The organism is Sideroxydans sp. (assembly GCF_054604835.1).
This window is the reverse complement of sequence record NZ_JBTSFG010000001.1, coordinates 296,948-322,398: the sequence shown is the minus strand read 5'-3', so window position 1 is coordinate 322,398 and position 25,451 is coordinate 296,948. Positions and strand designations below refer to the sequence as shown.

16 protein-coding genes are annotated in these 25,451 nt (G+C 59.2%); 3 read left to right on the top strand and 13 right to left on the bottom strand.

The features are described 5' to 3' along the window. Nucleotides 1–8 precede the first annotated feature (8 nt). From ACYCZ5_RS01575 to ACYCZ5_RS01535, 9 genes are all read right to left on the bottom strand, one after another. On the bottom strand, nt 9–3,194 hold the full coding sequence (locus tag ACYCZ5_RS01575) for an EAL domain-containing protein (RefSeq protein ID WP_461543008.1): 3,186 nt from the start codon (nt 3,192–3,194) through the stop codon (nt 9–11). A gap of 11 nt (nt 3,195–3,205) precedes the next feature. Beyond that, a complete protein-coding gene (locus ACYCZ5_RS01570) occupies nt 3,206–4,189 on the bottom strand; it encodes an ABC transporter substrate-binding protein (RefSeq protein WP_461543007.1) in 984 nt (327 codons plus the stop codon). A gap of 97 nt (nt 4,190–4,286) precedes the next feature. Beyond that, a complete protein-coding gene (locus ACYCZ5_RS01565) occupies nt 4,287–8,648 on the bottom strand; it encodes a bifunctional diguanylate cyclase/phosphodiesterase (RefSeq protein ID WP_461543006.1) in 4,362 nt (1,453 codons plus the stop codon). Nucleotides 8,649–8,655: 7 nt separating this feature from the next. Then, nucleotides 8,656–9,402, bottom strand: a complete 747-nt coding sequence (locus ACYCZ5_RS01560; RefSeq protein WP_461543005.1) for a uracil-DNA glycosylase — start codon at nt 9,400–9,402, stop codon at nt 8,656–8,658. Further along, the gene (rimI, locus tag ACYCZ5_RS01555; protein WP_461543004.1) at nt 9,399–9,839 is read right to left on the bottom strand and encodes a ribosomal protein S18-alanine N-acetyltransferase; all 441 of its coding nucleotides are present in this window, start codon (nt 9,837–9,839) and stop codon (nt 9,399–9,401) included. The genes ACYCZ5_RS01560 and rimI overlap by 4 nt, the downstream gene beginning before the upstream one ends. Next, nucleotides 9,836–10,510, bottom strand: coding sequence for a tRNA (adenosine(37)-N6)-threonylcarbamoyltransferase complex dimerization subunit type 1 TsaB (gene tsaB / locus ACYCZ5_RS01550; protein ID WP_461543003.1), 675 nt, complete (start codon nt 10,508–10,510; stop codon nt 9,836–9,838). The genes rimI and tsaB overlap by 4 nt, the downstream gene beginning before the upstream one ends. Beyond that, complete coding sequence (gene ispF / locus ACYCZ5_RS01545) at nt 10,507–10,980, bottom strand: 2-C-methyl-D-erythritol 2,4-cyclodiphosphate synthase (protein ID WP_461543002.1); 474 nt, start codon at nt 10,978–10,980, stop codon at nt 10,507–10,509. Before ispF ends, tsaB begins: the two co-directional genes overlap by 4 nt. A gap of 98 nt (nt 10,981–11,078) precedes the next feature. Further along, on the bottom strand, nt 11,079–11,762 hold the full coding sequence (ispD, locus tag ACYCZ5_RS01540; RefSeq protein ID WP_461543001.1) for a 2-C-methyl-D-erythritol 4-phosphate cytidylyltransferase: 684 nt from the start codon (nt 11,760–11,762) through the stop codon (nt 11,079–11,081). 20 nt (nt 11,763–11,782) lie between these two features. Then, nucleotides 11,783–14,290, bottom strand: a complete 2,508-nt coding sequence (locus tag ACYCZ5_RS01535; RefSeq protein WP_461543000.1) for an HD domain-containing phosphohydrolase — start codon at nt 14,288–14,290, stop codon at nt 11,783–11,785. A 111-nt stretch (nt 14,291–14,401) separates the two neighbouring features. Between ACYCZ5_RS01535 and mfd the strand changes: the two genes are divergently transcribed. Both mfd and ACYCZ5_RS01525 read left to right on the top strand, forming a co-directional pair. Then, entirely contained in the window at nt 14,402–17,806 is a 3,405-nt protein-coding gene (gene mfd, locus ACYCZ5_RS01530; protein ID WP_461542999.1) for a transcription-repair coupling factor, read from the top strand. A 43-nt stretch (nt 17,807–17,849) separates the two neighbouring features. Further along, nucleotides 17,850–18,104, top strand: a complete 255-nt coding sequence (locus tag ACYCZ5_RS01525) for a SemiSWEET transporter (protein WP_461542998.1) — start codon at nt 17,850–17,852, stop codon at nt 18,102–18,104. Nucleotides 18,105–18,108: 4 nt separating this feature from the next. Here ACYCZ5_RS01525 and rlmF read toward each other — a convergent pair whose 3' ends face one another. Both rlmF and ACYCZ5_RS01515 read right to left on the bottom strand, forming a co-directional pair. Next, entirely contained in the window at nt 18,109–19,077 is a 969-nt protein-coding gene (gene rlmF / locus ACYCZ5_RS01520) for a 23S rRNA (adenine(1618)-N(6))-methyltransferase RlmF (protein ID WP_461542997.1), read from the bottom strand. 220 nt (nt 19,078–19,297) lie between these two features. Then, entirely contained in the window at nt 19,298–20,113 is an 816-nt protein-coding gene (locus ACYCZ5_RS01515) for a GGDEF domain-containing protein (RefSeq protein ID WP_461542996.1), read from the bottom strand. A 250-nt stretch (nt 20,114–20,363) separates the two neighbouring features. Between ACYCZ5_RS01515 and serB the strand changes: the two genes are divergently transcribed. Continuing rightward, nucleotides 20,364–21,203, top strand: coding sequence for a phosphoserine phosphatase SerB (serB, locus tag ACYCZ5_RS01510; RefSeq protein WP_461542995.1), 840 nt, complete (start codon nt 20,364–20,366; stop codon nt 21,201–21,203). Nucleotides 21,204–21,272: 69 nt separating this feature from the next. On the opposite strand, the gene ACYCZ5_RS01505 is transcribed toward serB, so the two are convergent. Next, on the bottom strand, nt 21,273–21,986 hold the full coding sequence (locus ACYCZ5_RS01505) for a diguanylate cyclase domain-containing protein (RefSeq protein ID WP_461542994.1): 714 nt from the start codon (nt 21,984–21,986) through the stop codon (nt 21,273–21,275). Nucleotides 21,987–22,099: 113 nt separating this feature from the next. Continuing rightward, nucleotides 22,100–25,438, bottom strand: a complete 3,339-nt coding sequence (locus ACYCZ5_RS01500) for an ABC transporter substrate-binding protein (RefSeq protein ID WP_461542993.1) — start codon at nt 25,436–25,438, stop codon at nt 22,100–22,102. Nucleotides 25,439–25,451: the final 13 nt, after the last annotated feature.

Below are 25,451 nucleotides of genomic sequence, written 5' to 3'. Positions count from 1 at the left end.
GAGTACGCTCAATCCGGCTGCCAATGCTCTACCAGCTTTTCAAATTCAGCCAGCGGCACCGGACGGCTGAACAGGTAGCCCTGAAACTTGACGCAGCCGCGTTCGACCAGTGGCAAGATCTGCGCGTGCTCCTCCACCCCTTCCGCGATGACGCCGAAGCCGAAGTTGTGCGCCATACCGGCGATGGTCTGCACCATCATGGCGTCGCCCGGATCGGTAAGGATGTCGCGCACGAAGGACTGGTCGATCTTGAGCAGGTCGATAGGCAGGCGCTTGATGTACTGCAGCGAGGAATAGCCGGTACCGAAATCGTCCATCGAGAAACGCACGCCGATCTCTTTCAATGCCGCCATCTTGCGTGTCGCCTCGTCGATGTCTTCCAGTACCAGATTCTCGGTCAGCTCCAGTTCCAGTCTGCGCGGATCGGCACCGCTATCGTGCAGTATCTCTTTGATCTGCCGCACGAAGTCCGGCTGGTGGAACTGCACCGGACTGATGTTCACCGCCAGATGCATCCCCCCCAACACGGGGTGCGATTCCCATATCTTAAGCTGGCGACAGGCGTTCTCCAGCACCCACTTTCCAATGGGCAGGATCAGTTTGGTCTGCTCGGCCATGGGGATGAACTGCGCCGGCGACACCATGCCCAGTTCCGCGCTGCGCCAGCGCAGCAACACCTCGGCACCGAGCAGCGCCTTCGTATCATCAGTCTGCAGCTGGTAGAACATCTCCAGTTCGCCTTTGGCCAGCGCCTGCCGCAGCGCGCCCTCCAGCAAGGTGCGCGATTCCAGCACAGCCTGCATGGAAGCCTCGAAGAAACTCACCTTGTTGCGTCCGCCTTCCTTGGACTGGTACATCGCCAGATCGGCCTGCTTGAGCAATTCCTCGCTGCCGACGCCATCCCCGCGGAACAACACGATACCGATGCTGGGAGAACTCTGATGCATGGTGCCGGACAACTCGTATGGCTGCGATAACGAGACACGGATCTTCTCGGCGATGCGTCCGGACTGCGCGATGGCCTCTTCCTTGAACTCGTTCAAGTCTTCCAGCAACACCACGAACTCGTCGCCGCCGAAGCGCGAGATGGTGTCGGTGTCGCGCACGCACATGCCGAGACGGCGCGCGACCTCCACCAGCATCCTGTCGCCGTATTCATGGCCTTTGGTGTCGTTCAAAACCTTGAAATGGTCCAGATCGATGAACATCAGCGCGCCGAAATGATCGCTGCGTGCGCTCTGGCTCAGGGCGCGCTGCAAATGATCCTGCAGCAAACGCCGGTTGGGCAGCGAGGTGAGCGGGTCGTAGAAGGCGAGGCTCCTGATCTCCTCCTCTGCTTTCTTCTGCTCGGTGATATCTACGAACACCGCGACGAAATGCGTCACCTCATCCATGTGCTTCACGGCGGTGATGGTCAGCCACTTGGGGTAGATCTCGCCGTTCTTGCGCCGGTCCCATACCTCGCCCGACCAGCGTCCCTCGATCAGCACGGCCTTCCACATCTTCTGGTAGAACTCTCGGTCATGCCGACCGGAAGCCAGGATGCGCGGATTCTTGCCCAGCACCTCTTCCTGCGAGTAGCCGGTGGTCACCTCGAAGGAATGGTTCACCTTGATGATGTTCGCGTTCCGGTCGGTCACGATGATGGCTTCCTGCGTCTCGAACGCCACCGAGGCGATGCGGTTCTGCTCGGCCAGCATCTCGCGCTCGGTCACATCCTGCACCGTGCCTATCGAGCGCACCGGATCGCCTGCAGCATTGAAAGTGGAAGAACAGCGCTCTTCAACCCACTTGACGCGGCCATCCTCAAACTGCAAACGGTGAATGATCTGATAGGGCTTGCGGTCCACCAGTGAATCCGTATAGGCCTGGCTCACCTTGTCCCGGTCATCCGGATGGACGGCGGCCAGGAACGCCTCATACGAGGCGGCGAACCGGGTCGGATCGATCTCGAAGATCTGGAAGATCTGTTCCGACCAGGCCAGCTTGCCCGCGAGCAGGTCCAGTTCCCAGCTGCCGAAGTGGCCGACCCTCTGCGCTTCGGCCAGCGTGATCTTCTCCCGCCTGAGTTCGTTCTGCGACAAGACTCGTTCCGTGATGTCGCGCGCGAACGCGATGAAACGATCCTCATCCTGCCAGTAGGAGACAGACATCTCCACGTCGATGAGGCTGCCGTCCTTGCGTCGGTGCTGGGTTTCAAAACGTTCCGAGCCCTGCGAAAAGATGCGCGCCATATGCGCCTGAACCTGTTCCGTCGTCTCTTCACGGGCTTCCAGTTGCGGGATGCGCATGCCGAGTAGTTCTTCACGGCTGTAGCCGGACATCCGGCAATACGCATCGTTCACATCAAGCAGTCTGCCTTCTCCGTCGGTCAGCCAGTATCCGTCTGCTGTCGTTTCCAGTATGCGCTTCTGCCACTGCAAGGCCTGTTCCCGCAACACGATGTTCTCGCCCACTCGCTGTGCCATGTGGTCGAAACTCTTGCCCAGCTCCGATAGCTCGTCGTTCCCTTTAAAGCCGGTATGCGCGCTGAAGTCACCGGCGGCAAAATGACTCGCCACATTGGCCAGCACCCCCACACGCCTGCTGACCAGCCGGTGCAGGATATAGGCGATGAGCGTAGCGGCCAGCAGCGTGATCAGGCCGAACACCAGCGACTGCTCCAGCGCGGCGCGGCGCGCCGCCTGCACCTGATCGCTGATATCCGCCTCGACATACAGCACGCCCATCTGCTTCTCCAGCCCGCCATGCCGGTAGGCCACCACCAGCGGAAAGTACCCTTGCAACAGCGCGGGCTGCTGCGCATTGAACTGCAGCCGGCTGTGCTCGCCCCGCCTGACCCCTTGCGCGTCGGCCTCCGAATAGTGCGAATGGCTGGCGGCCGATTCGCCTTTCCATCTGAAGAAATTCGACAGGATCACGCGATGTTCACTATCCGCCAACGCCAGCGTGCGGATACCCGGACGCATGGCGACCAGCGAGAGGTGCAGCAAGGCCTCGGCTTCGTCGCCTTCGGTCAGACGGTTGTACAGGATGTTCTGCAACTGCCCCATCTCCAGCCCGATCTCGCGCACCATGTGTGCCTCGATCGTGCGCCGGTTCTCCCTGTCCTCCTGCAAATAGATGAGCAGTGAACTGACGACCGAAAAGGTCATCAAGATCAACGGGATCAGAAATGAAAGGCGTCTTTTCATCGGCAGGCGTCCTACTCCGAGATACAGGCCTGCAGATCAGGCAGCAGCGCCGGGCTGATGTCGACCTCGCGTTCAAGCTGCCCTTCACCCACCATCACAGTGTTGAGTCGCTTGGCGGCAGCCAGGATACCGGGAGCCTTGCCGCCGAGTATCGACAGATTCTCCTGCAGGGTCGGTGTCTTGATACCCAGCACCATATCCCGGTATTCCTGCGGCTTAACACCCAGCCGTTTGGCGATGGATGCCGCAGCAGCATCCGGCTGCTCCCGCATGTATGTCTGGGTACGGAACCATTGACGGGCGACATTGCAGACATCGGCACGCCTTGTCTGATACACCTCCTCGCGCACCAGCATCAGATCGAATATCTCGTTCGGGATCTGGCTGCTGTCGAACAGGACATGTGCCCCGCGGTTCGCCAGCGCGGTCTTGAACGGATCGAAGGTGATGAAGGCATCGGCCCGACCCAGACGGTACATCTCTTCATGCTTGCTCTCGGCGCTGGGGATGACGGTGACATCCTTGCGCTCGAGTCCGGCCGCTTCCAGCGTACGGCTGAGCATATAGACCCCCAGCGGGATATTGAGGATGGCGATGCGCTTGCCCTTCAGATCGGCCAGCTTCCTGATGCCGGGCTTGGCCATCACCGCATCCGCCCCGTGTGAGACATCCAGCACCGTGATGACGCGCAGCTTCTCGCCGCTGGCCAACAGATCCAGCGTCTCGTCCAGTGTCAGGGTGGCGATATCGGCGGAGTGGTTGCGGAACGATTCCAGCGTGATGTCGGAAGAAGGCAATTCGAAAACACTCGCCTTGTCGGGAGGCAGATAGCCGATCTCCCTGGCCAGATACAGCGGTTCGTAGCCCGGCCAGGGACTGCTGGCGATGCGCAATGGCGGCTCGTGCCTGCTATCGCACGCGCTCAATAGCGGCAGCAAGAGCAAGGCCAGCGGTAGCAGCCATGAATACGTCTGTCGCTTGGGATGAGACTTCAACCTGCATTCCTCCTGGGGGTAGGCCGAGACTCTGACGGTCTCGTACCCAATAAGATCGCTCGGCAACAAGCCTGAAAAGATTATACGGGCTATTCCTTCAGTCCGATTTCCAATCGGCGATCAGTCGTTCCAGCTCATCCAAAGGCACGGGCTTGCTGAAGAAGAATCCCTGATAGGCCATACAGGCATGGTGCTTGAGGAAGCTCAACTGGGCTTCGGTCTCCACGCCCTCGGCGATGACGTCGTGTTTGAAATTCTTGGCCATATCGATGATGCTCTGCACCATGCCCGCATCACTGGGATCGAGGGTGATGTCGCGCACGAAACTCTGGTCTATCTTGAGCTGGTCCAACGGCAGTTTCTTCAGATAGGAAAGCGAGGAATAGCCGGTCCCGAAATCGTCCAGCGACAGCTGCACGCCGAGTTCCTTCAGTTTGCGCATCTTCTCCACCACGTCGGTGATGTCGTTAAGCACCACGCCTTCGGTCAGTTCCAGCTTCAGCTTGTGCGGCTCAACACCGTGCCGCTGCAGGATGGAGCCCAGATGATCCACGAAATCATGCATGGCGAATTGATGGGCGCTGACATTGACCGCCATCGTCAGTGCCGCCATGCGTGGATCACCCGCCCACAAGGCCATCTGCGCACAGGCATGATGCAGCACCCAATCCCCCAACTCCAGGATCAGCATGCTCTCTTCCGCCACCGGGATGAAGCGGGCGGGCGGGATCATGCCCCGCACCGGATGTTGCCAGCGCAACAGCGCCTCGACGCCCACCAGCTTGCGTTCGTTGTCCACCTGCACCTGATAATGCAACTGCAACTCGTTGTTCTCGATGGCGCGTCGCAGATCGTTCTCCAGCATAGCGCGGGTATCCAGATCATGCTGCAGGCTGGGGTCGTAGAAACGAACGGTGTTGCGACCCGCGTTCTTGGCCTGATACATCGCCACATCCGCATGTTTGATCAGCTCATCCGAAGACTCCACTCCCTCGTGGAACAACTCCACGCCGATACTGGGCGAACTGTAATGTTCATGCTCCTTGAGCTGATAGGGATGCGCGAGGGATTCCCTGATCTTCTCCGCCACCAGTCCGGCCTTGTGCGAGGCCTCTTCCCTATGCTCGCCGATCCCCTCCAGCACCACCACGAACTCGTCACCACCCAGGCGCGCGACCGTGTCGACCTCGCGCACACAGCGCTTGATACGTTCCGCCACTTCGATCAGTAGCAGGTCGCCGTAGTCGTGGCCCAACGTATCGTTCAGTACTTTGAAACGATCCAGATCGATGAACAGCAATGCGCCGAAGTCGCCATTGCGCGCCGAAGCGGCGATGGCATTGTGCAGACGATCCATGAACAGTCGGCGATTGGGCAGCTGCGTCAGCGCGTCGTAGAATGCCAGCCCGCGTATCTCGTCCTCGTTGCGCTTGCGCTCGGTGATATCGCTGAAGATGGCGACATAGTTGATTGTGTTGCCGTCCTCGTCCTTCACAGCTGTGATGGTCATCCACTTGGGATAGATCTCGCCGTTCTTGCGCCGATCCCATATCTCGCCCGACCAGGTGCCCTGCTCCAGCAACTTCCGCCACATCTCACTGTAGAACTCCTGATCGTGGCGGCCCGAGCTCATGATGCGGGGATTCATCCCCAGCACTTCCCATGACTGGAAACCGGTGATCTGGGTGAAGGCGCTGTTCACACGCAGGATGTTGGACTGCGCATCGGTGACCAGGATCGCATCGTGCGTCTCGAAGGTGGCCGCGGCCACGCGCAGCTGTTCCTCGTCGCGCTTGCGCGCGGTGATGTCCTGCACCATACCCACCGAACGCAGTGCGACGCCCGCATCGTCATAGGTTGTGAGGCAATGTTCGCGCACCCACTTGATACGCCCGTCCGCGAACAGCAGCCGGTGCTCGATGTCGTATGGCACACCTTCACGCAGGGAACGCTGATAGGCTTGATTCACGCTTTCCCTGTCGTCCGGATGGATGGCTTGCTGGAACAGTTCATAGGTGGGCGTCACAAGCGACGCGTCCAGCTCCAGAATATGGAAGGTCTCGTCCGACCAGATCAGATCGCCGTTCGACACTTCGAATTCCCAACTGCCCAGTTTGCCCAGGCGTTGAGCCTCGCTGAGCATGTCCTGCTGATGCTGCAGACGGGCGGCATCCCGTTTTCTGCGCGTTATATCGCGGCAGAACACATAGAAACGGCCATCGCGGAAGGTTGTCGATATCTCGATATCGACCACGCTGCCATCCTTGCGCCGGTGCCGCGTCTCAAAGCGGTCGCGCCCCTGCGCGATGATCTTCTCGATGTGTGCCTTGACGTCCTCCGGCTGTTCATTCGCCTCCAGCTGACTGATATGCATCCCCACAAGCTCCTGCACCGTGTAGCCCGTGATGTGTGCATAAGTCTCGTTCGCTTCTTGCACGATTCCGTCGACCGTGGTCATCCAGTAGCCATCCATGGCGGTCTCGATCACATCGTGATGGCGCAACAGCACTTCTTCCGTCTTCTTGCGTTCGGTGATGTCGCGACTGGCGGCATACATGTAGAGCGCACCGTCGATCTCCACACCGGTGGCGCATACCTCGACATCAAGCAAGCTGCCGTCCTTGCGCTTGTGTTTCGTCTCGAAGATGGCGCTCTTGCCGGTCAGCATGCTGAAGCGTTCGGTCAGTTCTTCCCCGCTGAACTGATCATCCCAATCGCGCACGTTGAGCTGCATCGCTTCGTGGCGCGTATAGCCCAGCATATCGCAGAAGGCGGCATTGACCTCGATCACCCGGCCCTGCGCATCCATCACATGCACGCCCTCCATGGAGTTGTCGCGCAGGGTCATGTTGCGCTTCAACTGTGCTTCGATCTGCCGCAGATAACTACGATGTGCCGAGATATCCACACCCAGGCCGACCAACACCGGACTACCGTCAAAGATCACCCGCCGCCCGGTGAAGTGATAAGGGATGCGCGCACCCCATGCGTTCACCAGCGAGGCTTCCGCCTCAGATTCGCCGCGCTCGAACACCTCGCGTATGCGCGCTTCGATCACCTGCCTGTCCTCGCCCTCGAAAAGCTCCAGCGCGTTCTTGTCAGCCAGCCCGTTCTCGCCGACTCCCAGCACCTGCTCGAAGTTGCGGTTCCACATCAGGAAGGTCCCGTCTATGCCGATCATGTAGAACACCCCGGGCAGCGACTCGATCAGTTCCTTGCGAAAGGCGTTTTCGCGCTCCATCGCGTCACCGGCGGTCAACTTTTCCAGCATGATGTTCAGGGACTGCACCAGCTCACCGATCTCACCTGAGGCCTTTTCGCTCAGGTGCGGTCTGCGATGGTCGTCTGCGATCTCTCGGGCGGTGAGTGCGATGCGTTTGAGTGGGCGCAGGATGACACGCAGCGCCAGCATGAATACACCCGATGCCAGCACCATGAGCAACAGTGCATTGAGCTGACTACGCCAAGGGATACCGACCGCATCCATACCCAGCGCCTGTTGCGGGACGTGGTAGGCCAGCAGCAGGAAGCGCGCGGGGTCGTCCCGATCAAGGATCACCCTTTCCGCCGCCAGAAAACCACCTCGGCCATCGGGCGACTGTCGCAGCGGAGAACAGGCACCCGCATGCGGAGCGAACTTGCTGCGCAGGATGGGGAAATCATCGCGGATGTCTTGCGGATCGGCACCGGTGTCGAAGGCAAAGGCGCGCCCCGCATCTGGGTGCAGCAGATAGTAGCCGTTACGGTTGGCGATGTAGGCCTGAATGCCGTCTGGCAGCCCTTTGTTGATGGAAGACAGCAGCACCGTCACATCCATATTCAGCACCAGCATGCCGAAGCGGCGTCCCTGTGTATCGAACACCGGCACCACCGCACGCATGGCCGGACGGTGCGGCACTTCGATCTGCCCATTTTCCTGATTCAGATCGATCTCAGACAGGTTGACCTGCCCTGCCGCCAAGGCGAGGCCGGCCCAAAAATAGTCACGGTCGCCCTTGCGTTGCAGGTCGCGTGGCTGTGTCACGACGATGCGCCCGTCCTTGCGCTCGACGCGCACCAATTCGCGCCCGCTGTCGGCCAGCCCGATGTAGCGCGCCTGGAAATACTCCGGATGGGCGTCCAGATAGGCGCTGAATATCTCCTGCAGACGCCGCGCCCACACCTGACGCGAATTGTTCTCGCGCGGGTCGATGCCGCCGCTGTGGACAGCCCGTATGATGCCGCTGACCGGCGGCGTATTGGACAGGAACAACACATCGCGCTTCAGGGCCGCCACCTGCAGTTGCAGACGCTCGCGCTCGACATGCAGGTCCGCATCCAGCACGGACTCGCGTTCCACCAGATAATCGGCCTTGATGCGCTGATTCTCGTCCAGAGTCCAGAACGCCCCCCCCGCCACCACCAACAGCAATCCCAATAAGGTGATGCGGATCGAGAGGCTGAGGGCGGGGAATCTCATACGATGCTTAATTCATGAGTGCGACAGCGGATTTCAGATCCTGCCAGGCCTTGGCCTTTTCGGCGGGACTGCGCAGCAGGTAGGCGGGGTGATAGGTGACCAGCAACGGCGTGCCGTGAAAGTCGTGGGTCGTACCGCGCAGCGAACCCAGCGTGGCGTCACGCCCCAGCAGCGCCGTGGCGGCGGTCTTGCCCAGCGCGACGATGAGTTTGGGTTTGATCAATGCGATCTGCCGGTGCAGATAAGGCAGACAGGTGGCGATCTCATCCGCTGCGGGATGGCGGTTATCGGGCGGGTGGCATTTGACGACATTGGCGATATACACGTTGTCGCCGCGCTTGAGTCCGATGGAGAACAACATGTTGTCGAGCAGCTTGCCCGCCTGCCCCACGAACGGTTCGCCCTGCGCATCCTCTTCCGTGCCCGGCCCTTCACCAACGAACAACCAGTCGGCCTGCTCGTCGCCCACGCCGAACACGGTCTGCGTGCAACCCGCGCGCAGCTTGCAGGCTACGCAGTCGCGCACTTTATCCTTCAGCGCAGGCCAATCCAGCGTGGCGACATCGGGGATGTTTTGTTTCTCAACTGTTGGAGGTATCGCGGCAGGTGCTTCGGCCTGCACTTCCGGCATCACCTCAGACACTTCGATCGCGACGGATGCAGCGACGAATTCTTCTTGCGCGGGCACACCACGCCGCACCCAGAGCGGATACAGGTTCAATTCGCGCAATACCTGTTCATCCCGAACGTTCAAAGTCCCCTCCCCATCAAGATCGCATCTTCACGGCCACTACCTGCCGGATAGTAATCGCGGCGCAGACCGATGTCACTGAAGCCCATACTCCGGTAAAGGGCTAGTGCAGGCACATTGGAAGCGCGCACCTCCAGTACCATGCGCCGCATCGCGCGGTGTCTGGCCAGCGCCAGCATCTCGTTCAGCAACTTCCTGCCCTGCCCCTTGCGCTGCTGCGAGGTGGCGATGGCGATATCCAGCAATTCAGCTTCATCCACCGCCAGCATCATCACCGCATAGCCGATCATTTCCCGCGCTGCCGATTCATATACTTTGCACTGGTATCTGCTGCGCAACGCATCACTGAAATTACCCAGCGTCCAGGGGTGCGCATGCACCGTGCGCTCGATGGCGAGCACGGCTTCCAGATCGGCTTCTGTCATATCGCGCAGGATCATGCCGCGCGTTCGCGTGTGGTCAGCGCAACCTTGTCGCGCAGATAGAGCGGCAAGGCCAGCGCGGCATCCACTGCGTTGCCATGTGCGAATTCGACTGCCGCCAGTCGCACCACGGCATCGGCCTGCGGCACGGCCTGCGCATCCACACCATTCAGCCGCGTTGTATAACGCTGCTGCAAGGCCTCGCTCACCGCGAAGCCGCTGCCGCATCCGAACCAGCCCTCACCCTCCATCTCAGGCGCATCCTCGGCCTTGCACAGACAAGGTTCGATCACCGTCCGCCAGACATCGCCTTCCTTCTGATACGCCGCCAGATACAGCTCGCCCATGCGCGCATCCAGTGCGGCAATGACTTTATCCTTGCCGCTCGCCTCGGCCAGCGCCTGCAAGGTGCACACGCCCACCACATTCACATCGACACCGAACGCCAAACCTTGAGTCACCCCGCAAGCGATGCGCACGCCGGTGAACGAACCGGGCCCTTTGCCGAAAGCGATGCCATCCATGTCCTTGATCTTGCATCCCGTATCCTGCAACACGCCATCCACCATCGCCATCAGCACTTCGGAATGTTTCTGCCCCACCTTTTCGCTGCGCGCGCTGACCACGCCCTCCTGCCACAGGGCGACGGAACAGTATTCGGTGGAGGTCTCTATAGCGAGCAGCTTCATTCGGCGAGCAACAATACGACAGCCTGCGCCGCGATGCCTTCGCCGCGCCCGGTGTAACCGAGCTTCTCGGTGGTGGTGGCCTTGACGTTGACGGCGCTCTTTTCCAGCCGCAGGTCGGCCGCGATGTGCTCGACCATCTGGTGGATATGCGGCGCCATCTTGGGCGCTTGCGCGATGATGGTGGCATCGACGTTAGCGACGCGATAGCCCGCTTCGCGCACCAGATGCAGCGTCTCGCGCAGCAGGATGCGGCTGTCGATGTTCTTGAACTTGGCATCGGTATCGGCGAAGTGGCGGCCGATATCGCCCAGCGCCGCCGCCCCCAGCAGCGCGTCGCAGATAGCGTGCAGCAGCACGTCGGCGTCGGAGTGGCCGAGCAGTCCTTTTTCATAAGGGATATCCACCCCGCCGATGATGAGCTTGCGCCCCTCGACCAGTTGGTGAACGTCGAAACCTTGTCCGATTCTCATATTCACTCTCACTCAAATTCAAACCTATTGCCACAGAGTACACAGAGACCACAGAGAAAACCTGCCACACCTCTCTGTGACCTCTGTGTACTCTGTGGCTAATTGTTTTTCTGCTTTAACAACAACTCCGCCAGTTCGATGTCCTGCGGATAAGTCACTTTGAAGTTCGACGAATCGCTGGCCACAAGTTTCGGTTGCAGACCCATCGCTTCGATAGCCGACGCTTCGTCGGTGACCGTCACGCTTCGTGCCAGGGCTTCGGCCAGCAGTCCGGCGCGGAACATCTGTGGCGTCTGCGCTTGCCACAGGGCTTCGCGCGGTTCGGTGTGGGCGATGCGCTGCTGGGAATCGGCACGCTTGAGCGTGTCCGCCACCGGCACCGCGAGGATGCCGCCCACCGGGTCGTCGCGCAGTTCGACGATCATGCGCGTCAGCAGGTGGCTGCTCAGACAGGGTCGCGCTGCGTCGTGCACCAGCACCCAATCGTCCGGTTCCAGCTCGGAAGCGAGCAGGCCGTTGGCCACGCTCTCGGCACGCGTCACACCGCCGCAATACAGCGGCTCCAGCTTCTCGCCGCAATGCGACCAGTCGTAACGCGCGAAATATTCGTCGTCCGGCGCCAGCACCACGAACACCGTTTTGATCTGCGGACTGGCGCACAAAGTGGTGAGCGCATGCCAGATCATCGGGCGACCGGCGAGGTCGAGATATTGCTTGGGCAACTCGTGGCCCATGCGTGCGCCGAAACCGGCGGCGGGAACTAATGCGTGGAATTCAGACATGGGCGCGAGTCTACCAAAACTCAACTGAGCGTGAAGCCACTATCCAACGCATGCAGACAGGCATCCACCACTTGTGCGTCATACAAGGTGCCACGCCCGTTGACCAGCTCTTCCCGCGCCGCTTCGATACCCAGGGAGGGGCGGTAAGGACGGTGGCTCGCCATCGACTCCACCACATCCGCAACGGCCACGATTCGCGCTTCCAGTGAAATCTCTTCACCCTTCAAGCCTTGCGGATAGCCGGAGCCGTCCATGCGCTCGTGATGCTGCCAGGCGATGTCCGCCACCGGCCACGGGAAGCGTACATCCTTGAGGATGTCGTATCCCATGCGCGCATGTTCCCGCACGATGCGCAGCTCGATGTCGGTCAGGCGCGAGGGTTTGCTCAGCACCTCGGCGGGGATGCCGATCTTGCCGATGTCGTGGATGGTGGCTCCGAGACGGATACCACGGATGCGCTCATCATCCAGCCCGAGCTGACGAGCGATGGCGCAGGAAAGTTCGGCCACCCGGCGCTGGTGGCCTGCGGTGTAGGGATCGCGCAGTTCAACCGCCATCGACACGGTATGGATGGTGCCTTCCAGTGCCTGTTCCAGCATCTGTTGCTGCTCACGCAAAGCTTTATCGGCAAACATGCTCGCCGTCACATCCTGTGTCGTACCCATGGAGTGCAAGGGTTTTCCGCCAGCATCGAATACTGTCTTGATCTTCTCCTGTACATACTTGGTGCGCCCATCTTTCATCAATAGACGATGCTCGATCTGATAGGAGGACGTATGTTCTTGCAACGACTTCTTATAGGTTTGATCTGCCATCTCGCGATCTTCCGGATGGATGGCATCCAAGAACGCCTCATAGGTCGCGCCGAACCGCTGCGGATCGATCTCGAAGATGCGATACAGTTCATCCGACCAATTCAAGGCATTCTTCACCAGATCAAGTTCCCAATACCCCAGGTGAGCCATGCGTTGTGCCTCGGTCAGTCGCTGCTGGCTGGCCCGCAACACCTCTTCCATCGCGATACGTTCTGAGATATCGACCGAGATGCCCAACAGGTGGGTAGGCTGGCCCGCATCGTCATACAGGCCGATCTTGAAGGTATTCAGCCAGCGCTGACTACCGTCCGCAATCTTGATGGGCTCAGAAGGTATCTCCAGCAACTGCCTGCTCTCCAGCACCGCACGGTCTTTCTGCATAAAGAACTCGGCCTGTTCACTGGGGAAAAAATCTAGATCGTTCTTGCCGATCAAGTCCTTACGCTGGTAGCCCAGCAACTGTTCCCCGGCCCGATTGAACAACTCGAAGCGTAATTCCTTTGCATCTTTCAGAAACACCATCGCCGGGATGTTCTCGACGATGGATTCGAGCAACTTCTTCGAGCTTCTCAACTCATCCTTGACACGCAACTGTTCGCTGATATCCATGAAGGTCACCACGGCACCGTGGATGACCCCGTCGCGGCTGACGGGATACGACCAGTAGGCGGCCGGGAAGGTTGTGCCGTCCTTGCGCCACAGTATCTCGTCGTCGATATGATAGGAGCGACCGTCGCGGATGGAAGAATACGTAGGGCATTCACGATAGGGATAAGGCGTGCCATCCATGCGGGTGTGGTGCACCAGCGCATGCATATCTTGCCCCAGCAGTTCGGACGCCGAGTCGTAACCCAGCGCCTTCACACAGGCCTCGTTGGCGAAGGTACAGAAGCCGTCCCGGTCCTGCCCGTAGATGGCATGCGCGATGGAGTTGGTCAGCAGCGTGACCTCCGCCTCGCTCTGTTCGGCCCGGCGTATGGAGGCTGTTTGCCACCGCGCACTGAAGAACAGACCGAACAGTCCCAGCCCCCAAATCAGTCCGTGTCCGGCGACGAGCGCACTGCGCTCACCGCTTTCGATACGAAGCTGCTGCTCGACCGGGATGGCGATGCTAACCCCGCCACGGATATCACCCAGCTTGTCGCCATACTGTGCATGGCATTTGAGGCAACTCTGCTCCGTGACCATCGGCTTCATGTAGCGGAAGTAACGCTGCCCTTGCATGACATCGAACGACGACCATTCTCCGGCACCGCGCTGGAAGGCTCCCAGCGCCTGACGCTCCCAGTCGTCCGCCGCATTGATCGGATTGATCGGGCGCAGGCTGGCGATATGCCCGCGCAGCTCGCTCTGATGGGCGGCCATGCCCTCATGCACCAAGCGCACCACATAGGAAGAATTCAGCAGGGTGAGCTTTTGGCCGGAAGGCGTGGTGATGTCCCGATCCTGCACTTCACTCAACCACGGACTCGGAACGACCTGGTCGCTGACCGGCACATAGACACCGCCGCTGTGGATGACCCAATTACGGTATTCCATGTCCATGGCATGGATCGCCACGGCCCGGCTGTAGAGTGTCTTCTGGAACGTGTCGTTCTGGAAATACAGGGTCCAGCCCAGCGAAGCCGCCACGATGACCGACCAAGCAATGGTCAGGTAACGAAAGTTGCGCTTCAACAGACCAAGACGGGAAATATCCAGATATCGCTTCATGTATCGGCAAGCCGCTATTTAAGAGTGACGCATGATATTACAAACACCATCCGCAACAAGGTGGTCATCCCGGCAAGGGTATAATGCGCGCCCTTTGCTTCGAGTACCGCCATGCTGTTCGCCTCACCCCATTCCCGCCCCCGCTACGCCAACCTGATCGGCTCGTCCGACGCGCTCGGGATCGCGCAACTCGCAAAACAGAAAGCCCCGCTGGTGGTGATCGCTGCCAATGCGCTGGAAGCGCAACGACTGGTGGACGAGATCCCGTTCTTCGACCCGAGCCTGAAAGTGCACCTGCTGCCGGACTGGGAGACGCTGCCCTACGACCACTTCTCGCCGCATCAGGACCTGATCTCCGAGCGACTGGCGACCCTGCACCATATCCGCACCCAGGCCTTCGACGTCGTCATCGTGCCCATCACCACGGCGCTCTACCCACTGCCGCCGGTGAGCTACATGGCGGCCTACACCTTCTTCCTGAAGAAGGGCGAGGCGCTGGCCCTCGACGCTTTCCGCCAGCAGATGACGCTTGCCGGTTACACCCATGTGCAGCAGGTGCTGACACCGGGCGAATACTGCGTGCGCGGCGGACTGATCGATTTGTTCCCCATGGGCAGCGCGCTGCCTTTCCGCATCGACCTGTTCGACGACGAGATCGAGACCATCGCCACCTTCGACGTGGACACGCAGCGCACGCTATACCCGGTGCCGGAGATCCGCCTGCTGCCCGCGCGCGAGTTCCCCATGGACGAAAAAGGTCAGGCCACCTTCCGCCAGAACTTCCGCGAGCGTTTCGAGGGCGATCCGTCCAAATCGCGCATCTATAAAGACGTGAGCAAAGGCATCGCGCCGGCCGGCATCGAGTATTACTTGCCGCTGTTCTTCGAACAGACCGCGAATCTGTTCGACTACCTGCCCAATGACGCCACGCTGTGTCTGCATCACGACGTGACCGCCGCGATACAACAGTTCGCGCAGGACACAGCCTCGCGCTACAAGTTGCTGCGCGGCGATCCGCAGCACCCGCTGCTGGAGACGAAGGAACTGTTCATGGATGGGGAGCAGTTCTTCATCCGCGCCAAGGAATTCGGGCGCATCGACATCGCCGCTGACGAGAGCGGTGCTTCGCTGACGCGCTGCCCTATCGCCGCCATCCCCGACATCGCCGTAGACCGCCGCGCCGAGATCCCCACGCAGAAGTTCGCCGACTTCATTCGCGACTACGAGGGGCGCGTGTTGCTGCTGGCCGACAGCCTTGGCCGCCGCGAGATCATGTCCAACTACCTTGAGGAATACGGACTGACACCGGCGGTGTGCGAAGACTACGCCGCGTTCCTCGCCGGCAAACAGAAGTTCATGCTCGGCGTGGCAACCGTCGGCAACGGCTTCTTGCTCAGCGACGAACACATCGCCATCGTCACCGAAAGTGAGCTGTATGCCACGCCGTCGCGCGCGCGCATCTCGCGCACCGCGAAGAAGAGCAACGTCGAAGGCATGCTGCGCGATCTGTCCGAGCTCAAGCCGGGCGATCCTGTGGTGCACGAACAGCACGGCATCGCGCGCTACCACGGGCTGGTCAATCTCGACATGGGCGAAGGCGAGAACGAGTTCCTGCTGCTGGAATATGCGGACGAAGCCAAGCTGTATGTGCCGGTCTCGCAACTGCATGTGATCGGTCGTTACAGCGGCGGCGCACCCGAGACCGCGCCGCTGCACAAGCTGGGCAGCGGCGCGTGGGACAAGGCCAAGCGCCGCGCCATGCAACAGGTGCGCGACACCGCCGCCGAACTGCTCAACCTGTATGCGCAGCGCGCCCTGCGCAAAGGCCATGCGTTCAAGTTCAACTATCACGACTACGAAGCCTTCGCCGCCGGTTTCGGTTTCGACGAGACTGCCGACCAAGCCGCCGCCATCGAGGCCGTCATCCTCGACCTGCAATCCGGCAAGCCGATGGACCGCCTGATCTGCGGCGACGTCGGCTTCGGCAAGACCGAGGTGGCGCTGCGCGCTGCTTTCATCGCCGCGATGGAAGGCAAGCAGGTGGCCGTGCTCGCGCCGACCACGCTGCTGGTCGAGCAACACTTCCAGAACTTCTCCAACCGCTTCGCCGACTTCCCGATCAAGCTCGCCGAACTGTCGCGCTTCCGCTCCACCAAGGAAACGACGCAGGCGCTGAAGGACCTGGCGGATGGCAGACTGGACATCGTCATCGGTACGCACAAGCTGATCCAGAAGGATGTGAAGTTCCACAATCTGGGGCTGGTCATCCTCGACGAAGAACACCGATTCGGGGTGCAGCAGAAGGAAAGACTGAAGGCATTGCGTGCCGAGGTGGATGTGCTCACGCTCACCGCCACGCCTATCCCGCGCACGCTAGCCATGTCGCTGGAAGGCCTGCGTGACTTCTCGGTGATCGCCACCGCGCCGCAGCGCCGTCTGTCCATCAAGACCTTCGTCAGCAACTACAGCGCGGGTGTGATCCGCGAGGCTGTGCTGCGAGAACTCAAGCGCGGCGGGCAGGTGTACTTCCTGCACAACGAAGTGGACACCATGCCCAACATGCTGGAGAAACTGACCGAACTTCTGCCCGAAGCGCGCATCCGCATGGCGCACGGCCAGATGGGCGAACGCGATCTGGAAGCGGTGATGCGCGACTTCACCCACCAGCGCTTCAATGTGCTGCTCTGCTCCACCATCATCGAGACTGGCATCGACGTGCCGACCGCCAACACCATCATCATGAACCGCGCAGACCGCTTCGGCCTCGCGCAGTTGCACCAATTGCGCGGCCGCGTCGGACGCTCGCACCATCAGGCTTATGCTTATCTGCTGGTGGACAACAAGGAAGGTCTCACCGCGCAGGCCAAGAAACGCCTGGAAGCCATCCAGGCCATGGAACAACTGGGCAGCGGTTTCTACCTCGCCATGCACGACTTGGAGATACGCGGCGCGGGCGAAGTGCTGGGCGAATCGCAGAGCGGCGAGATGCAGGAGATCGGTTTCTCGCTCTACAACGACATGCTCAACGCCGCCATCAAATCGCTGAAAGCAGGACACGAGCCGGACATGGCGCACCCGCTGGGCGTCACCACCGAGATCAATCTGCACTCGCCTGCGCTGCTGCCGGACGACTACTGCGGCGACATCCACCAGCGTCTGGTCATCTACAAACGCCTCGCCAACTGCAACACGCAGGAAGAGCTGGACGACATGCAGCAGGAACTCATCGACCGCTTCGGCCTGTTGCCCGAGCCCGCACAGACACTGTTCGACTGCCACCGCCTGCGCATCCTCGCCAAGCCGCTCGGCATCAGCAAAGTGGATGCCTCCGGCGAAGCGATCCAGATCCAGTTCGTCCCCGAACCACCCATCGACCCGATGAAGGTCATCACCATGATCCAGAGCAAACGGCACATCAAGATGGCCGGTCAGGACAAGCTGCGCATCGAGTTGAAGTATGGGGAGTTGAAACAGCGGGTGTTGGCGATCAAAAACTTCTTTGGGGAATTGTCTTGAAGCTCAGTATTTCAAACTGCGTTCACAACGTTGAATATCACTCATGAACGCTGTCGATTGGGTAGGCAGCATCGCTGCGACACTGACCACCACCGCATTCATACCTCAAGCGCTAAAGGTATGGCACACGCGCCACACTGCAGACATCTCGCTGGGCATGTATGCCATGTTCACGCTCGGCGTCGCATCGTGGCTGGCATACGGCATCCTGCTGGAAGCATGGCCCATAATCATCGCCAACAGCATCACACTGGTGCTGGCGGGTGCTGTATTGGTGATGAAGATACGTTTCGGCTAAGGGATTAAATCTGCGCATCCTTTGCACCATGCAACGCCCACCACTCCCGCCGCTGCTTCTGATCCATAAACGTCCAAGCTAACAAGCGGCTCTTTTTATGGCCTTGCGACATCTCTATGGTGCGGCTATCCACCGCGCAATAATGTTGCAACGCATCGTAGGCTCGCGGCAGGCTGGCAGACTTTGAGATCAGGGTGGTGAACCACAGGCAGTGGTCGCCGCCGTCTGCGCTCTCTTCGATCATGCGGGTGACGAAGGCTTCTTCACCACCCTCGCAACACAGCTCCATACTTTGTCCGCCGAAGTTCAGTACCGGCTTCTTGTGCTTGTTGTTCTCCTTGCCGAGGTTCTGCCATTTGCGTTGTGAACCTTTGCGGGCTTCGGCGAGCGAGGCATGGAACGGCGGATTGCTGAGGGTGAGTGCGAAGTATTCATCGGCATAGGTGACGCCGGAGAAGACGTCCGCAGTCGAGGATTGCAGGCGCAGTTCGATGGCACCGCTCAATTTGTTGGCATCGACGATGTATCGGGCATTAGCCAGCGCGACCTCGTCCACTTCCGTGCCGACGAAATGCCAGCCGTATTCGGCATGGCCGATGAGCGGGTAGATGCAGTTCGCGCCCACACCGATGTCGAGCACATGCACCGCCTCTCCGCGCGGGACCTCACCGCCGTTGCTCTCGGCCAACAGATCGGCGAGATAGTGTATGTAGTCGGCACGTCCGGGAATGGGCGGACACAGGTATTGCTCGGGGACGTCCCATTCCTTGATGTGGTAATGCTGTTTCAGCAGTGCGCGGTTGAGCGCTTTCACAGCTGCGGGATCGACGAAATCGATGGATTCGTTGCCGTATTTGTTCACGGACACGAAGGCGGCCAGTTCGGGACTGCTCGCGATGAGTTGCGCGAAGTCATAACGTTCCCGGTGCAGATTGCGCGGGTGCAGATTGGTTTTGGTCGGGACTTGAGTCATGAATGGAATGGCTAGTGAGCACAAAGCTGAAGCGCGCCATTCTAAACAATCGGGGCGGTGAGACGCAGTATTTCAGCACGTATCAGATCAGCACACCACGATCCAGCGCACACGGCCCAGCAAGATGAGCGTTCAGGACAAGCGGCGTATCGAATCACAATGGAGTGATGCGGTGGCGCTCCGCTTCAAGGAAAAACACTACTGCGCAATGGCCGCCCTGCTAGTGTTTGCCATTCTTGTCGGCATACATCTTGACGTCGGCTTCATGCAGGATATCGTTCATATTCAGGCGGCTGCCGGTCTCGGTGAGGTGCCCCACCGAGAGTGATATCTGCCAACCTCGTTTCCTGAACTCGATATTTGCAGCATGCTGTATGCGCTTCACCAGCTCGACACAAGCCGACTCATCCGTATCGGGGAAGACCAGCACGAACTCGTCCCCGCCGAAACGGGCGACAATATCAACGACTCTGGAATTCTCCCGCAAGATGTTGGCGAGGGTCTGCAAGGCAGCATCCCCGGCCTGATGCCCTCTTTTGTCATTGAGCCTCTTGAAGTGGTCGATATCGATATACAGCACCGAATAGGGACTGCCGGAACGTTCACTGCGAGCCTGCTCGACCTCGAATCGGTTGAAGAAATCGTAGCGAGTGGCCAGCTGGGTCAGAGAATCCTTGTAGGCATACTCCCTTTCCTTCCATAGCTTGGTCACGACACGACCGATGACGGTAAAAGTGACGCTGCGCGTGAACATATTCAGCAAAAACGCCTGCCACGGGAAGTCCGGCCAAGCGATAAGCAACTCCGCCGAACTCCACACCAGTGCCACGGCGATAGCGACGATCGTCGGGTAGTAAGAATCGGTACGGCGCATGGCCTGTATCGCGCCCAAGCGTGCCCCCTGAATGACAGGCAGGCAATACAGAACCTCCAGCGAAAAGAAGGTTTCCCGCACGAGATAATCCAGAACGGTGATCAGCAGCACCTCTGCTGCGATCAGGATCAGGATCAGATATTTTTTCCATTGCCTGCTCATGGACTCCTGTCCCTTGTGGCATGAACATATGCGCTACAAACTCAGCCACTGGTCGCCGATCCAGCAAATACGAACATCAACGACGCCAAGTGCGAATGGTCGTGACGGACAATAGGCAGGTTAGCGCCTGCCGTCAAGGCGCTAACCGAATGTCCTGCCTTGCGCACGCAGAACTTCTTCGGGAAGCTGAAGCCGATTGAATTAAAATACCGCCCCGAACATTGACAACCCTACGCCCACGTACGTCTCTATGAACCTCATCCTCCATGCCCTGCACGCCATCCCTTCTGTCCAGGTCGAACACATCGCCAGTCTTGCGTCTGCGCAACGCACAGAGCAGATCACGCCGCACGCCTACCGTCTGCGCGGCATCGAACCGCACGAGATCATAGGCGCATATTGCTACGAACATCAGATCGACTTCGGTTATGTGCCAGAGGGAAAACATCTTGGAGATTTCGGCCTGCTGGTGATGGACATGGATTCCACGCTGATCAGTATCGAATGCATCGACGAGATCGCCGACATGCAGGGCCTGAAGCCACAGGTAGCGGAGATCACCGAAGCCGCGATGCGCGGTGAGTTGGATTTCGCAGAGAGCCTGCGCCGCCGCGTGGCATTGCTGGCAGGGCTGGATGAATCCGCCTTACTGCGCGTGTACGACGAACGACTGCAACTCAACCCCGGTGCCGAGAAGATGCTGGCCACCATGAAACAACACGGCATCAAAACGATGCTGGTGTCCGGTGGCTTCGTGAACTTCACCGAGCGATTGAAAGAACGCCTCGGCCTCGACTACGCACATGCCAACACACTGGAGATCGTGGACGGCAAGCTCACCGGCAAGGTGCTGGGCGACATCGTGGATGCTCAGGCCAAAGCCGACTGGCTCAACCGCGTGCGTGAAGAATTGGGCCTCAGCCGCGAACAGGTGATCGCGATGGGCGACGGCGCGAACGATCTGAAGATGATGGCGCAGGCCGGTGTGAGCATCGCCTATCACGCCAAACCGGTGGTGCGTGCGCAGGCGAGCTACGCGCTGAATTTCGTTGGCTTGGATGGACTGCCCACACTATTCGATCAGGCATGAGTTCAGGCCTGATGCAGCGTATTGACCGGGCAGACTGACGTTCGCGATACGCTGCAACCTCAACTATAGTTATCGGGCACGGAGTGCGATTTCCGGCATCGCCTCCAAAGACTTTCTCAGCCCCTTGTTACGATACATCGCCTCATCCGCGGCATCGATCAATTCAATCCCACTCACTCCATCAGCCGGATAGAAGGCGGCCCCAGCGCTGACACCCAGTTCCAGAATATGACCGCGCACCTCGAACGGGCGAGACAAAGCATCTGAAATTTTGCGAATCACTTGTTCTGCATCTGTAGTGTTTTCTGCATTACTTAACAGTATGGCGAATTCATCGCCGCCAATGCGGGCCACGGTATCGCTTTCGCGTATGCCACTTTCGATACGTACTGCTGCCAGTTTCAACACCACATCGCCGATGCGATGACCGAAACGGTCATTGATAGGTTTGAAATTATCGAGATCGAGGAACACTACGGCAAAACTGCGTTGTTCGCGCTTGGCGATTTCCAGCGCATGTTCCAGCCTGTCGTTGAACAACTGACGGTTGGGCAAACCGGTCAGCGGATCGTGATAAGCCATCTGCATAGGACGCAGTTGGAAATTAAGCATGAAAGGAACACAGATCAGGGCAAGCAATCCGGCATCCGCTATGGCACGTATCCAGACCGGATAACCATATGATTCCATCATCGGATCGACGGTCAGCATCAGCAACATCTCAGCCAAGGCAATGAGGCCCAACAACAAGAAGAAATGACGCATTGGAATACGTTGATTCAAGCTAACCTCCACATAACTATAGGCGTTACAGACTTTACCCACACCAGACACAAACAAACACCCCAATCCTTACTCGGGAATGATCTTAGGAAGTACTGATCAATCTTGATTCCCTAAAAATGGCCACCCCTGAAGGCAGTGATATAGCTGTAGCAGATGCGCGCATCTTCGGCGAGTTCGAGGAAGCTGATGGTTCTGTGGTTCCACGCACTGAAATCGGGTGCCCCCGCGATGCTGGACATATCATGGAACTGCATGTTCCAGTCCAGGAACACACGCTGCTGCTCGTGCCCTTCAATGACGATGCGCACATTCTTGTGTCGACTATCAGCCCGGATGCACTCCATCAACTTCAGCACGTTCTCTCGGCTCCCCTCCAGCATCTGCATGAAGCAGCCATTCTGATACAGCATGCAACCGGTGATACCGGTCACTTGGTTGTTATGTTGCGATACCTTCTTGAGCTGCGCCAAGCCTTCCTCGTCCATGCCCTCACTCGCTTGGCTGACATACAACAGGAAATATAAAGACAGCTGCTCGTCTTTATTGTCACTGCTCAGCTCTTTGTCCACTGCCTCGATGAAGGACTGTTCATCAAGCGGACGGTAGCAAAGATAGCCTTGAATAAGATCACATCCACTAGAACGCAACTCCAGCATCTGCGCCTCGTTCTCCACCCCCTCGGCCACCAGCTTCAGTCCGAGCGAACGTCCGAGCCCGATGATGCCGCGGATGATGGTGCGGCTATCGGCCTGCTTGTCCACGCCGTCGACGAAAGCCTTGTCGATCTTCAGTACGCTGACCGGCATGCGCGTCAGTTGTGCCAACGACGAATAGCCGGTGCCGAAATCGTCCACCGCCACACGCAAGCCCATTTCGGCCAATTGGCGCAGCACATGCAGATTTCTCTCCACATCGGCCATCAGCGAAGTCTCAGTGATCTCGATCAGCATGCGGGTCGGATCGGCACCTGTCTCGCGCAATATCTCCGCAAAATCCTGCGCCAGTGTCTCTTCATTCAACTGACGTGTGGAGACGTTCACCGACACATAGGACGGTGCCTGCGCACCCCAGCGCTGGCGCCACTTGGCCTCGGCCAGACAGCCCTGACGGAACACCCACAAGCCGATGGCCACGATAGGGCCTGTCATCTCGGCGATGGGAATGAACACAGCGGGCGATATCTCGCCCCTCGGCGGATGCCAGCGCAGCAGCAACTCAGCACCGACGATGCGCCGATTCTCCGCCGAGACGATGGGCTGGAAACGACAGGAGAATTCGTTGCGCGCCAATGCTTGTCGCAGCCCCTCGGTCACCGACAAACGCTGGCGAACTTTCTCTTCCAGACTCTCGCTGAAAAAATGCCAGCCGTCGCGCCCTTTCTGCTTCGCCTCATACATGGCGGTATCGGCAGAACGCAGCAGATCATCGGCAGAATGCGTGCTGCCATGTCCCACCGCGATACCGATACTGGCGGTGACGAATAGCGGCGTACTGTCGAAGTTGACAGGTTGGCGCATCGCCTCATTGATCCGCTCGGCCAGCGCCGAGATGGTACTGGGTTGTTCCAGTTGTTCGCACAACACCACAAACTCGTCGCCCGCCAGACGCGCTACCGTATCACCCGGACGCACCTGCTCGATCAGGCGTGCGGCCACCGCCTTGAGCAAGGCATCGCCCGCCTGATGTCCGTGGGTATCGTTCACCAACTTGAACCCGTCCAGATCGATGAACAACAGCGCGATACTCAATCCCTGTCGTTGCGAACGCAGCAAAGCATTCACCAGCCGTTCGCGGATCAACGCCCGGTTGGGCAATTGTGTGAGCACATCATGTGTCGCCCGCCACAGCATCTCATCCTCGGCACGCTTGCGTTCGGAGATGTCGCGCATGGTGACGACCAACATCCAATCGTCACCATTCTTGAATTTCGCGATCGCCGCTTCCAGCGGAAAGAACGAGCCATCCTTGCGATAGCCAGATATCTCGCGACGCGACGACATGCGCCGCTCCATCTCATCTCCCTCGACGAATACCCGCACCATATCGACATGCCGCTGGCGTAGATGCGGCGGCAACAGCAGATGCACCGACATACCGATCATCTCGGGCAAGGTATAACCGAACAGCCCGCAGGCACTGGGATTGGCTTCAACGATGAAGCCCTGACCATTGGTGGCGATGACGGCCATGTCTGCGATGGACAATATCTGCTGTGCCGTACTGAGTCTTTGCATAGCGGCATTCGCTTCCGCCGATATCTGTTCCATCACCTGCGGCGAAGGTGGCGACTCATGTAGCTTCGACTGTTGTGCCTGTTCGCGATAGCGCTCGGGAATCTGCGGCGCGATGCGCCCGAAAGACTCAACGATATCGAACGTGCCATCCGCATTGCAGCGGGCAAGATAGGTGTTCACACTGGCATGGTGGGTCGCGGCATCCATCACCACTTCGCCCTGCGGCGAGCCTACGCGGATGTTCTCCAGCGCATCCACCACGGCTTCCGGCTCACTCGTACCCGCAGCTTCAACAGCCTTGGCAAAAGCCTTCACGCACAGATAAGTACCCTCGCCGAAATTAGTGAGGATGCCGTTGCCGTTCGGCCAGATGCCGGTGATGTCGGGCAGTTGCGCCAGACGCTCAAGGTAGCTGCGATTCTCCGCTGTTTCCACCGACATGAAATAACTGTTACTGGAATAAAAACCCTCGCGCACCTTCGCCGGCAACTGGCTGACCATCATCTCGTCGTAATGCCCCATCACCACCGTCATGCGATTCTTCAAGCCCATCTCGGTGAATTGCGTGAGCAGATGCACTTGGTCGTTACCCGCGAAATACGGTACGAACACATCCGCGCCTGAGCGGGCGACCTGTTCGAGCAAAGCATCTATCTCTTGCGGGTTCGCCCCTATGGGCAGGTACTCCTCGCCGACGACATCACCACCCAGTGCCAACAGCGAGCGCTTGGCCGCATCGATAGAACCGCGCGGCCATTCGTAGTTGTTGCCCGCGAAGAACATCTTGAGGCCGTGGTGTTTGGCCATGTAGGGGATCATCTTGTCGATCTGCTGGTTGGGCAGCGCGGCGAAGTGGAAGAAGTAGCGCCCGGAGATACTTCCTTCGTAGAACGAGAAATTCAAATAAGGAATGCGTTTCGGCTCGGCCACCTGCGCGGCGACGGCGATGCGCGAGTTCGACAACAGGTTGCCGATGATGGCATCACAATGATGTTGTTCGACCAAGCGCAATGCGGCAGGCACGGCGGTATCCGGCAAACTACCGTCATCCTCGATGATCAGTTCCAGCTTTCGCCCCAACAAGCCGCCTGCCTCATTGATCTCGTTACAAGCGATCATGGCCGCATTGCATATCTCGGCACCATACAGACCGACTAGGCCGGTCAACGGCGGCATCAGGCCCAAACGGATAGGTTTCAATGTGTTATCGCTCATCTACTACGCTCCA